Source organism: Rhodopseudomonas sp., from assembly GCF_036404135.1.
Classification (GTDB): Bacteria; Pseudomonadota; Alphaproteobacteria; order Rhizobiales; family Xanthobacteraceae; genus Rhodopseudomonas_A.
Window position 1 is genome coordinate 1 of sequence record NZ_DASWPE010000189.1, and the last position, 12,270, is coordinate 12,270.

Below are 12,270 nucleotides of genomic sequence, written 5' to 3' on the forward strand. Positions count from 1 at the left end.
CCTGATCGCCGTCGCCCGAAAGCTCCTCACCACCCTCAACGCAATCCTGCGGGACAATCAGCCATGGCAAAACGCTTGACAACCAAGACAGTCGCTGAGGCGCCCAAGCGTCTTCGCGAGGGCCTCGAAGGATGCGGCCGCGAGTGCGGCGCTGCTCCGACCGACCGCAGCCATCCTTCGAGACGCCCGGCTACGCCCTACGGGCTTCGCCGGGCTCCTCAGGATGACGCCTTGCATGTGGAAAATTTGAGGAGGATTGCGAAGCGGAGAACCTAACTACTTCGCAGCCCTCACCGTGCCCTCCACCGCGCCGAAGCCGATGCGGATGCCATCGCGCTCGCACCAGCCACGCAGGCTCACCGAATCGCCGTCCTCGAGAAAGCCGCGGCTCTCCCCGCCGGGCAGCGCCAGCGGCGCCGCGCCGTTCGCGGAAATCTCCAACAGGCTGCCGCGCTGGCCCGGCCCCGGCCCGCTGACGGTGCCGGAGCCGAGCAGATCGCCGACGTTCATCGCGCAGCCCGATGAGGCGTGATGCAGCAATTGCTGCACCGACGACCAATACATGAATTTGAAATTGGTGGCGCAGATCGTGGCCGGCGCCGGCATCGTGGCGCTGCGCAGCTCGACCTCGAGCGCGAGGTCGTAGTTGTTCGGCCCGGCTTGCGCCAGATAATCCAGCGGCGGCGGGTGCTGCGCCGGCCCAGCGACGCGGAACGGCTCCAAGGCTTCGCGAGTCACGATCCACGGGCTGATCGAGGTCGCGAAGGCTTTGCCCTGGAACGGGCCGAGCGGCACGTATTCCCATTGCTGGATGTCGCGCGCGCTCCAGTCGTTCAGCAGCACGAAGCCGAAGATCATGGCTTCGGCCTGCGGCTCGGTGAGCCGCTCGCCGATCGCCGAGCCCTGCCCGATCACCACACCGATCTCGAGTTCGAAATCGAGCCGCAGGCTCTGCGCAAAGCGCGGCGCCGCCTCGCCCGGCTCTTTCAACTGACCGTGCGGCCGGCGGATCGCGGTGCCGGAGACCACAACTGTCGAAGCGCGGCCGTTGTAGCCGATCGGAATGTGCAGCCAGTTCGGCAGCAGCGGATCGGCGTTGTCGCGAAACAGCGCGCCGACATTACTAGCGTGCTCCTTCGAGGAATAGAAATCGGTGAAGCCCGCGACGGTGAGCGGCAGATGCAGCGTCGCCTCGTGCAGCGGAACGAGCGCGCGGGCGCGCAGCGCGGCGTCGTCGCGCAGTTCCGCATTGTCGTGTCGCAGCAATTCGCTGATCCGCGCCCGCGTCGCCGACCACGTCTGCAGCCCGAGCGCCATGAAGCCGTTGATCGCACCTTGCGCGAACACATTGTCGCCGGCCACCTCGAGCAGCCCGGCGCTCGCCAGTGCCGCGAGATCGAGCACGTATTCGCCGATGGCGACGCCGATCCGCGGCGCCGGCTGCGACGCCGTCGAGAACACGCCGTAAGGCAGGTTCTGGATCGGAAAGTCCGAGCGCGGATCGACCGCAACGAACGAGCGCAGGCTGAGATCGTTCGGGTGCATCACGGTTTCGTCGGATCGAAGCGTTTTTCCAACCCGCGCCAGCACTCGGCGTAATCGGCCTGCAGCGTGCCAGAGGTCGCCGCATGCTTGGTGACGCGCTGCGGATAGCGGGTCTCGAACATGAAGGCCAGCGTGCCGGTGAGCTTCACCGGCTGCAACTCGCTGGTTGTGGCGTGATCGAAGGCCTCGCGGTCCGGGCCGTGCGGCAGCATCATGTTGTGCAAGCTCGCGCCGCCGGGCAGAAAGCCCTGCGGCTTGGCGTCGTACACGCCCTCGATTAGCCCCATGAATTCCGACATGATGTTCATGTGATACCATGGCGGGCGGAACGTATTCTCCGCCACCGACCAGCGCTCCGGAAAGATCACGAAATCGATATTGGCGGTGCCGGCGGTCTCCGACGGCGAAGTCAGCACGGTGAAGATCGACGGATCGGGATGATCGAAGCCGATCGCGCCGACCGGCGAGAAGCTCCGCAGATCGTATTTATACGGCGCGTAGTTGCCGTGCCAGGCCACCACGTCGAGCGGCGAATGCGGCAATTGCGTCACCCACAATGCGCCGCCCCATTTGACAAACAGCTCCGAAGGCTCGTCGCTGTCCTCATAGGCCGCCACCGGCGTCAGGAAGTCGCGCGCATTGGCGAGGCAGTTGGCGCCGATCGGGCCGCGCTCCGGCAGCGTGAAGGCGCCGCCGTAATTCTCGCACAGATAGCCGCGCGCCGGGCCGTCGATCAGCTCGACGCGGAATTTGACGCCGCGCGGGATCACCGCGATCTCTCCGGGCGAGATGCTGATCACGCCGAATTCGGTGACCAGCCGCAGGCCGCCTTGCTGCGGCACGAACAGCAATTCGCCGTCGGCGTCGTAGACATGCTGGTGCAGCATCGAGGCGGTGATCAGATAGATGTGCGCCGCCATGCCGGCTTGCGTCGCGACGTCGCCCGCCGTGGTCATGGTCTCGACGCCCTGCAGAAAGGTCTGCTGACCCTGCAGCAGCGGCGGCGGGTCCCAGCGCAATTGCGCGATCGGCATCTCGTGCTCGAAGCACGGCGCCGAGCGCCACAGCCCGCAATCGGCTTTGGCAAAGCTGCCGGAATGCTGCACCGAGGGGCGGATGCGATACAGCCAGGAGCGCTCGTTACGGCCGCGCGGCGCGGTGAACGGCGAGCCGGACAATTGCTCGGCATAGAGCCCGTAGGGGGCGCGTTGCGGCGAATTGCGCCCGATCGGCAGCGCACCGGGCAAGGCCTCGGTCTCGAACGAATTGCCGAAGCCGGACATGTAGCCCGGGGTGATGCCCTGCGCGGCGCGGCCGATCAGCTCGGGGGCGGTGGTGATGTTCATGTCATCCTCCGTGTCGTTTGGCGCATGATCGTTGCCGCAGCCGGATCAATTACCCTGCAAGGCCGCCCACATCTGCCGGTCGCGCTCCGCAGTCCAGATCACCGGCTCTTCGATGCCCGAGGCCTCGTCAAAGGCGCGCGAGACGTTGAACGGCAGGCAATGTTCGTAGATCGCAAAGCTTGCGAATTTCGGGTCCATCACCTCGCGGGTCGCCGCCATGGTGTCCTTCAGCGAAAGACCTCTTGCGACGGCGATTTCCGCGGCGCCATACAGCGTGCCGACGAAATCCCGCGTCATCGCGATCGCCTCGCGGGTGGTGTCGAGCCCGTTCAACGCGGCGCCGCGGCCCGGCGCGATCGCCTTCGGATTGAAGTCGCGGATTTCGTTCAGCGTCGACGGCCAGTCGCGCAAGTAAGCGTCGCCGCAATAGCATGCCGAGTGATATTCGACGAGATCGCCGGAAAACATCACCTCGGCGTCCGGCACCCATGCGATGATATCGCCGGAGGTGTGGCCGGCGCCGAGCTGCAGCAGCCGCACCTCGCGCTTGCCGAGATAGATCGACATCTCGCCTTCAAACGTCAGCGTCGGCCAGGTCAAGCCGGGGATGCTGTCGGCGTCCTGGAACAGCCGCGGAAACCGGCCGAATTCGGAATCCCAGTCCTGCTGGCCGCGCTCCTCGATCAGCCGATAGGTTTCCTGCGAGGCGACGATGCCCTGCGCATCGTAAGCCGAGGCGCCGAGCACGCGCACCGCGTGATAGTGCGACAGCACGACGTATTTGATCGGCTGATCGGTGACGGTGCGCACCCGCTCGATCACCTTGTGCGCCATCGCCGGCGTCGCCTGGGCGTCGAACACCAGGCAGCCGTCCTCGCCGACGATCACCGCGGAGTTCGGATCGCCCTCCGCGGTGAAGGCATAGAGATCGGGGCCGATCTCGGAGAAGCTGATCGCCTTCTCCGCCATGTCGGTGGTGGATGCGAAACCTTTGCTCATGCGGTCAACGTCCTTTGCGTGCGATCGATTGCGGTGCTTGGGCTCAATTCATCATGGTTCGATCAGCCGCCGCTTCGCCAATTCCACCGCCTCGCGCAGCACGCCGAGATCGCCGATGTGGTTGGCGAGCGTCAGCACCAAGGCGGCGTCGAGCGCGGCGCTTTGCTCATCGCTGAGCCCGCGATGCGCCTCGACGATCAGCCGGTAGGCGGCGTCGGGGTCGGCGAAATTCGAGGCGGTCGATAGCGCGCTCCCAATATTCATAACGTCCCCCTCGCCCGCGCCAGCGCCGCAGCAAGGCCGGCCGGCGTCGGCTGCTTGAAGCGCGCGGCGACGTAGCCGTCCGGGCGCAGCAGATAGGCGCCCCCCGGCGCCGCGTCGTAGCGCTGCGCGAACAGCCCGGCGGCGTCGCGCCACGGCGCATCGGCGCCGATGCGAATCGACGCGATGCCGTGGGGCAGCGGCTGCGCCGCACCATCGGCGTGCAGCAGCGTAAAGCCGCGCCCGGCCGCGGCAAAGGCGTCGCTGAGATAGCAGGCGGCGCCGTCGCTCCGCACTAGCGGCGCGTCGATCATCGAAGCGCCGGGCGGCGGCCCGCCACCCCAGACTTCGGCATCCGGCGTCGACAGCGGCGTGTCGTAAACCGACGGCACCGACAGCCGTCCGGCATTGACCATGCGCTTGGCGAAATCGGCGTCTTTGGCGAGCCGCAGCACCGCGCTGCGCAGCCTTCGCTCCTGCGCGGAATGCGGCGCGATGAAATCGGTCGAGCGCGTCGAGGCGCGAATGTTGTCGTCGGCGGCCTGGCCGCGCTCGATCTCGTAGCTCGCAAGCAGGCCGGCGCCGGCCTCGCCGCGCAGCACCAGATCGAGTTTCCAGGCCAGATTTTCGCCGTCCTCCAATCCGGAATTGGCGCCGCGGGCGCCGAACGGCGACACCTGATGCGCCGCATCGCCGGCGAACATCACCCTGGCATGCACGAGCCGCTGCATCCGCCGGCACTGGAATTTGTAGATCGAGATCCATTCGAACGAGAAATCGCCATGGCCGAGCATCCGCTCGATCCGCGGCCGCACATTCTCCGGCCGCCGTTCCACCGCCGCGTCGGCGTCGGCGCCGATCTGCAGATCGATGCGCCAGACGTTGTCGGGCTGGCGATGCAGCAGCGCGGATTGCCCGGCATGAAACGGCGGATCGAACCAGAACCAGCGCTCAGTCGGAAACTCGGCCTGCATCTTGACGTCGGCGATCAGGAACTGATCCTCGAACAACTCGCCCTGGAACTCGGCGCCGACTAGGCCGCGCAGCGCGGAGCGCGCGCCGTCGCAGGCCACCACATAGTCCGCCGCCAGCCGGTAGTCGCCGTCGGGCGTTTCGATGGTCAGCACCGCGTGGTCGTTGTGCTGCGCAAGTCCCGTCACCTTGTTGCGCCAGCGCAGGTCGATCTGCGGCAATTGCCGCACCCGGTCGACCAGGAACGCCTCGGCGTAGTATTGCTGCAGGTTGATGAAGGCCGGCATCTTGTGGCCGGGCTCCGGCAAGAGGTCAAACCGATACACCATGGCGTCGCGCAGAAAGACCTTGCCGACCTGCCACACCACGCCCTTCTCGCGCATGCGGTCGGCGACGCCGAGCCGGTCCCACAGTTCCAGCGAGCGTTTGGAAAAACAGATCGCGCGCGAGCCGTCGCCGATCCGGTCGGCGTCGTCGAGCAGCACCACGGGCTGGCCGCGCTGCGCCAGATCGATCGACAGCGACAACCCGACCGGCCCGGCGCCGACCACTACGATTGGATGCCGCGCGGCAGCAATATCCGGCCGGTCCTGGTCGGAATGGCGGCGATAGCCGAACGCGGCCTGGCCCGGCGCCATCGCTCAGGCTCTGTCGCGCTGCAAAATCGCAAACGCTGCGCTCAAAGTTTCCACCCTGCGGTTGGTCTTGGTTTTGTTGCATCTAAGCCGCAGTTCTCTCCCGACGCAACCAGGCTTGTGACACTGCGGGTCGCGTTGTTGACAGCGCGGATCGGCGTCGTTTGATAATGCCGGTTGCGTGACGTAAGCTCACCGCGCCGCAAGCCGTTCGGCGCCCATCACCTGGACCCGCGTCGAATGATAATCCGCCTTGCGCTGCTTGCGATCCTCACTCTGGCGATCACGCCGCTGATCGAAGCCGCCACGGCCGCCGAGCAGACCGCGCGGGTCGCGCTGGTGATCGGCAATGCGAAATATCCCGACAGCGAAACGCCGCTGAAGCAGCCGGTCAACGACGCCCGCGAGCTTGCCGCCGAATTGCAGCGCGCCGGCTTCGAGGTCGAGACCGGCGAGAATCTGAGCGGCGAGGCGATGCGCCGCGCCTTCGACCGGCTTTCTGCGCGGGTCACGCCCGGCGCGGTGGCGCTGGTATTCTTCAGCGGCTTCGGCATCCAGTCCAACCGGCAGAGCTATCTGATCCCGGTCGACGCGCAGATCTGGACCGAGGCCGACGTGCGCCGCGACGGCATCAGTCTGGAGACCGTGCTCGGCGAGATCCACGGCCGCGGCGCCGCCATCAAGGTGGCGCTGCTCGACGCTTCAAGGCGCAACCCGTTCGAGCGCCGGTTCCGCAGCTTCTCTGCGGGGCTAGCGCCGGTGGTGGCGCCGAACGGCAGCCTGGTGATGTACTCCGCGGCGCTCGGCTCGGTGGTCAGCGACAATGGCGGCGAGCACGGCCTGTTCGTCGCCGAACTCCTGAAGGCGCTGCGCGCGCCGGCTCCGAACGTCGAGGACACCCTGAGCCGCACCCGGCTCGCCATCACCCGCGCCTCGAACGGCGAACAGGTGCCCTGGGTGTCGTCGTCGCTGACCGAGGAATTTTCCCTGATGCCGGGGCCGGCTGCGACGGTGGCGCTGAACGCGCCGCCGCCGGGCATCGAGCCGGCCCCCGCTGCAGCGGCGCCGGAGCCCGCCAGCGCCGCCGGCGCGGCCGCTAGCTTGGCGCTGGCCGAGGATCCCACCATCAAGACCTTGAGCGGCAAGCTCGCCGACAATCCCGACGACGCCAACGCGCGGTATCGCCGCGGCCAGGTCTATGCCAGCAAGGGCGCCTATGCGCTCGCGGTGCAGGATTTCGACGCCACCATCAAGCTCAACCCGCGCGACGTCGAGGCGTTCAACAATCGCTGCTGGGTGCGCAGCGTGATCGGCGAGTTGCAGGCCGCGCTGAAGGATTGCAACGAGGCGCTGCGGCTGCGGCCGAATTTCGCCGACGCGCTGGACAGCCGCGGCCTGGTCAACCTGAAAAACGGCCAGGTTAAGAACGCGATCGCCGATTTCGACGCCGCCTTGAAAATCGATCCGCGGCTGACCTCCTCGCTGTACGGCCGCGGCCTCGCCAAGCAGCGCAACGGCGCGGTCGCCGAGGGCGCGCTGGATATCAGCAACGCCAAGGCGATGGACCCCAACATCGTGCAGGAGTTCGCCGGCTATGGCGTGCGCTAGGCGACGCGTGACGCCAATCTCATCGCATGGCTGCGATCGAGCCGGGCTGCTCCGCGGGGCGTCGCTGCGCACGCAAGGCCCCATCACCCCTGGCTCGCGTGAGAAGAAAGCGGCCTCCGCCACAGCGCAAGAATGCTATTCCGCACCGTATGGGTCCCTGCGTGCGCAGGGACGACCCGTTGAGATACCGTGGCCACATCGTGGCTCGAGCCTCGCAGCGACGATATTCGCGGCCTTGATCAGCGTCGCAAGCGGCGCGCCGGCCAGCGCCGAGGTCGACGCACCGCCGGCGGCCGCCGCGCAAGTCATCGTCGCCCGCGCCGGCAATGCCTGCTTCTCCGACATGGTGCGGGTCACCGGCTTTTTCGTGCCGCGCCGCGAAGCGGTCGTCGGGGTCGATCAGGAGGGATCGCGCGTCGCCGAAATTCTGGTCCGCGAGGGCGACAGCGTCGGCGACAACCAGGAACTGATCCGCTTGACCGGAGCAACATCGCTGCGCGCGCCGGCCGCCGGCCTGGTCACCCAGATCGCCGCGCAGCCCGGCGCACCGGCCTCGCCGCAGGCCGGGCCGCTGCTGCGCATCGCGGTGAAAGGCGAGATCGAACTCGACGTCGAGGTGCCGGGCATCCACGCGCTGAAGCTCAGTCCCGGCGCGCCGGCGCGGATCAGCCGCGACGACGGCGCCGACCTCGTCGGCAAGGTGCGGCTGGCGCCGCCGCAGCTCGACCGCGCCACCCAGCTCGCTCACGTCCGGCTGTCGCTGTCCAACCAGCAGGGCCTCAAGATTGGCAGCTTCGCCCGCGCCAATATCGACGCCAAGCGCAGCTGCGGCGTGGCGATCCCGCGCACCGCGGTCGATCATCTCAGCGTGCAGGTGGTGAAGGGCAACATCGTCGAGACCCGCAAGGTGAGCGTCGGGCTCACCTCCGATAGTTCGATCGAAATCCTCGAAGGCCTCAAGGAGGGCGAGATCGTGGTCGCCGACGCCGGCACCTCGCTGCACGACGGCGACACCATCCAGCCGCTATTCGCCGACGACCTCGAGCGGACGCAGGTGCGCTGATGGCCCGCCTCAACATCTCGGCCTGGTCGATTCGCCACCCGCTGCCCTCGGTGGTGTTTTCGATCATCCTGTTGGCGCTGGGCTGGATCTCGTTCACCAAGCTCGCGATTACCCGGCTTCCCAATGCCGACATTCCGGTGATCTCGGTGTCGGTATCGCAATTCGGCGCGGCGCCCGCCGAACTCGAGGCGCAGGTCACCAAGACCATCGAGGACGGCGTTTCCGGCGTCGAGGGCGTGCGCCACATCGCCTCGTCGATCACCGACGGGCTGTCGCTGACCACCATCCAGTTCGCGCTGGAGACCAATACCGACCGCGCGCTGAACGACATCAAGGACGCGGTGACGCGGGTGCGCAGCCAATTGCCGCAGAACGTCAACGAGCCGTTGATCCAGCGCGTCGACGTGATCGGGCTGCCGATCGTCACCTATGCGGCGATCTCGCCGGGCAAGACCCCCGAACAACTCTCCTGGTTCGTCGACGACGTGGTGAAGCGCGCGCTGCAGGGCGTGCGCAACGTAGCCCAGGTCGAGCGCATCGGCGGCGTCGACCGCGAGATTCTGGTCTCGCTCGATCCCGACCGGCTGCAGGCCGCGGGGCTGACCGCGGTCGATGTCAGCCATCGGCTGCGCGGCAGCAATGTTGACCTCGCCGGCGGCCGCGCCGAGATTGGCCGCAACGACCAGGCGATCCGCACGCTGGCCGGCGCGCGCAGCCTCAATGACCTCGCCGCCACCATGATCAGCCTGCCGGCCGGCGGCGAGATCAGGCTCGACGACCTCGGCACCGTCACCGACACCATCGCCGACCGCCGCACCTTCGCGCGCTTCAACGGCGAGCCGGTGGTGGCGCTCGGCATCAAGCGCTCCAAGGGCGCCAGCGACGTGGTGGTAGCGGCCGCCGTACAAAAACGCATCGACGCCTTGAAGGCGCAATATCCCGACGTCGACCTCAAGCTGATCGATACCTCGGTGGACTACACCAAGGGCAATTACGAAGCCGCGATCTCGACGCTGTTCGAAGGCGCGGTTCTCGCGGTGATCGTGGTGTTCCTGTTCCTGCGGGATTTTCGCGCCACGGTGATCGCGGCGATCTCGCTGCCCTTGTCGATCTTCCCGGCGTTCTGGGCGATGGACCTCTTGGGCTTCTCGCTCAATCTCGTCTCGTTCCTCGCCATCACGCTGTCGACCGGCATCCTGGTCGACGACGCCATCGTCGAGATCGAGAACATCGTCCGCCATATCCGGATGGGCAAATCGCCGTATCGCGCGGCGCTGGAAGCCGCCGACGAGATCGGGCTTGCGGTGATCGCGATCTCGCTGACCATCATCGCGATCTTCGCCCCGGCGAGCTTCATGTCCGGCATCGCCGGGCAGTTCTTCAAGCAGTTCGGCATCACCGTGTCGGTGCAGGTGCTGTTCTCGCTGTTGGCGGCGCGGTTCGTCACCCCGGTGCTGGCGGCGTATTTCCTCAAGGACCACCCGCACCCCGACCAGCCGCCCGGCCTGGTGCTGCGCACCTACACCCGTCTCGTCACCTGGTCAGTCAACCACTATTTCATCACCGTGCTGCTCGGGGCCGGGGTGTTCGCTGCCTCGATCGCCAGCATTCAACTGTTGCCGCAGGGCTTCCTGCCGGCGCAGGATTCCGCGCGCTCGCTGCTGGCGATCGAGCTGCCGCCGGGCTCGCAGCTCGGCTTCACCGAACAGACCACCGAGGACATCGTGGCTCGCTTACGCAAGCGGCCCGAGGTGCGCAGCGTGTTCGTCGACGGCGGAAGAGTGCCGCCCGGCATCTTCGAGGTGCGCCGCGCCGCCTTGATCATCAACTACACGCCGAAGGCCGATCGCTCGATCACCCAGCGCGAACTGGAGCTATCGATCGGCCAGGAGCTCGAGGCGGTGCCGGACATCCGCTACTGGTTCCTCGACGAGAACGGCTTGCGCGCGATCTCGCTGGTGGTCACCGGGCTCGACAGCGCCATCGTCGGCAACGTCGCCCAGGAACTGGCGAGCCAGATGAAGCGGATTCCGACGATCGCCAATGTGATCTCGGAGACCTCGTTGGATCGTCCCGAATTGCGCATCCTGCCGCGCGCCGATCTCGCCGCGCGACTCGGCGTCTCCACCGAGAGCCTGTCGGAAACCATCCGCGTGGCGACGATCGGCGACGTCGGCCCGGCGCTGGCGAAATTCGATGCCGGCGACCGGCTGGTGCCGATCAGGGTGCAGCTCGAGGACGGCGCCCGCGCCGATCTCGCGGTGCTCGAGCAATTGCGGGTGCCGATCGGCGGCGGCCGCGGCGGGGTGCCGTTGTCGGTGGTCGCCGACATCAAGTTCGATCAGGGCCCGACCAGCATCAACCGCTACGACCGCGAGCGCCAGGCCACCGTCGCCGCCGACCTGGTCGGCCCCGCCGCACTCGGCGACGCGCTGAAGAAGATCTACGACCTGCCGGTGATGAAGAGCCTGCCGAACAATGTCAGCGTCAAGCAATCCGGTGACGCCGAAAGCCTCGCCGAGCTATCCGACGGCTTCGCCACCGCGATCTCCGCCGGGCTGATGATGGTCTATGCGGTGCTGGTGCTGTTGTTCGGCACCTTCCTGCAGCCGATCACCATTCTGTTCTCGCTGCCGCTGTCGATCGGCGGCGCGATCGCTGCGCTGCTGATCACCGGCAAGCAGCTCACTACGCCAGTATGGATCGGCATCTTGATGCTGATGGGCATCGTCACCAAGAACGCCATCATGCTGGTGGAGTTCGCGGTGGAATCGATCCGCAACGGCGAGCCGCGCGAGGCGGCGATGATCGACGCCGGCATCAAGCGGGCGCGGCCGATCGTGATGACCACGGTGGCGATGGTGGCCGGCATGATGCCGAGCGCGCTGGCCTTCGGCGCCGGCGGCGAATTCCGCTCGCCGATGGCATTGGCGGTGATCGGCGGGTTGTTGTTCTCGACGCTGCTGTCGCTGATCTTCGTGCCGGCGATGTTCATGCTGATGGACGACATCGGGCGCCTGTCGTGGCGGTTCGGCAAGCGGCTGATCAGCAACGCGGGCGACGCCGATGCGCCGCCGCCCGCCGCGCCGGCGTCGGTGCCCGCGCCGGCTGCGGCCGCTCACGCCGAGGCCGCCAAGCCCATCGCCCCCGTCAAAGCGCCGTCATTCTGGCGGAAGTAGTTCGCGGGCAAGAGAGCCGGCCGATGCTTCGCCGCGTTCGATCGAGTTGAACTCTGCGGGCGGCTGCGGGTTCGCAACATCCTCGCCGTCATCCTGAGGAGCCCGGCGAAGTCCGAAGGACGAAGCCGGGTGTCTCGAAGGATGCGCTGCAAGGCACGCCGCGCGAGCCTGATCGACTTGTGGCCATCCTTCGAGACGCGGCGCCCTGGCGGGCGCGCTCCTCAGGATGACGGCGCGTGTTGTGAAAGCCAGGTAATAAGAAGCGATACATGGGCGGCGCCGATGGCGTGACCATCCCTATAGCGTTTTCGAGCGAAGTGGATCCCGGTTCGCGTGAAGAAAACGCGTCAAAATGAGAATCTAGAGCTCCGGTTCTGATTCTATCAGAACCGGAATAGCTCTAGTGGGCTGAAGCATCAAGGCATCGACGGCGGCAGCGCACTCCCCTCCCCCTTGCGGGGAGGGCTATCGCATATGACGATGTCGGCTTCGCATGGCATGGCCACGATTGTACGGCACCTCTCCGCGGGTCGTCCCTGCGCACGCACTAAGGCATGCACACATCTCTGAGGCTCCATCCTGCGGCGATGGCGGAGAAGCGTTCGAGGCCGTGCTTGAAGGTGATGGGGCCGGGAGGTTTGGACGATGGATAGCCGTCCCAG

Annotated in this window: 8 protein-coding genes; 3 read left to right on the forward strand and 5 right to left on the reverse strand. The window is 66.9% G+C overall.

The window, feature by feature from the left end:
• Positions 1-276: 276 nt before the first annotated feature.
• From fahA to VGC77_RS21025, 5 genes are read right to left on the reverse strand one after another with little or no spacing between them, the layout of a single operon-like run.
• On the reverse strand, positions 277-1,545 hold the full coding sequence (fahA, locus tag VGC77_RS21005) for a fumarylacetoacetase (protein WP_331173501.1): 1,269 nt from the start codon (positions 1,543-1,545) through the stop codon (positions 277-279).
• A complete protein-coding gene (gene hmgA, locus VGC77_RS21010; RefSeq protein WP_331173502.1) occupies positions 1,545-2,891 on the reverse strand; it encodes a homogentisate 1,2-dioxygenase in 1,347 nt (448 codons plus the stop codon). The genes fahA and hmgA overlap by 1 nt, the downstream gene beginning before the upstream one ends.
• A gap of 45 nt (positions 2,892-2,936) precedes the next feature.
• Entirely contained in the window at positions 2,937-3,890 is a 954-nt protein-coding gene (locus VGC77_RS21015) for an MBL fold metallo-hydrolase (protein WP_331173503.1), read from the reverse strand.
• 51 nt (positions 3,891-3,941) lie between these two features.
• Positions 3,942-4,148 (reverse strand): DUF2783 domain-containing protein, encoded by a 207-nt coding sequence (locus VGC77_RS21020; protein WP_331173507.1) that lies wholly within the window; start codon positions 4,146-4,148, stop codon positions 3,942-3,944.
• Between the two features lie 2 nt (positions 4,149-4,150).
• Positions 4,151-5,761 (reverse strand): FAD-dependent oxidoreductase, encoded by a 1,611-nt coding sequence (locus tag VGC77_RS21025; RefSeq protein WP_331173504.1) that lies wholly within the window; start codon positions 5,759-5,761, stop codon positions 4,151-4,153.
• A gap of 237 nt (positions 5,762-5,998) precedes the next feature.
• Between VGC77_RS21025 and VGC77_RS21030 the strand changes: the two genes are divergently transcribed.
• From VGC77_RS21030 to VGC77_RS21040, 3 genes are all read left to right on the forward strand, one after another.
• Entirely contained in the window at positions 5,999-7,366 is a 1,368-nt protein-coding gene (locus VGC77_RS21030) for a caspase family protein (protein WP_331173505.1), read from the forward strand.
• Between the two features lie 238 nt (positions 7,367-7,604).
• Complete coding sequence (locus tag VGC77_RS21035; protein WP_331173508.1) at positions 7,605-8,429, forward strand: efflux RND transporter periplasmic adaptor subunit; 825 nt, start codon at positions 7,605-7,607, stop codon at positions 8,427-8,429.
• Positions 8,429-11,608 (forward strand): efflux RND transporter permease subunit, encoded by a 3,180-nt coding sequence (locus tag VGC77_RS21040; RefSeq protein WP_331173506.1) that lies wholly within the window; start codon positions 8,429-8,431, stop codon positions 11,606-11,608. Before VGC77_RS21035 ends, VGC77_RS21040 begins: the two co-directional genes overlap by 1 nt.
• The last annotated feature ends 662 nt before the right edge of the window (positions 11,609-12,270 follow it).

Bases quoted from the DNA above. Each gene is read 5' to 3' on its own strand.
- fahA (WP_331173501.1), bottom strand. From the start codon at position 1,545: ATGCACCCGAACGATCTCAGCCTGCGCTCGTTCGTTGCGGTCGATCCG.
- hmgA (WP_331173502.1), bottom strand. From the start codon at position 2,891: ATGAACATCACCACCGCCCCCGAGCTGATCGGCCGCGCCGCGCAGGGC.
- VGC77_RS21015 (WP_331173503.1), bottom strand. From the start codon at position 3,890: ATGAGCAAAGGTTTCGCATCCACCACCGACATGGCGGAGAAGGCGATC.
- VGC77_RS21025 (WP_331173504.1), bottom strand. From the start codon at position 5,761: ATGGCGCCGGGCCAGGCCGCGTTCGGCTATCGCCGCCATTCCGACCAG.
- VGC77_RS21030 (WP_331173505.1), top strand. From the start codon at position 5,999: ATGATAATCCGCCTTGCGCTGCTTGCGATCCTCACTCTGGCGATCACG.
- VGC77_RS21040 (WP_331173506.1), top strand. From the start codon at position 8,429: ATGGCCCGCCTCAACATCTCGGCCTGGTCGATTCGCCACCCGCTGCCC.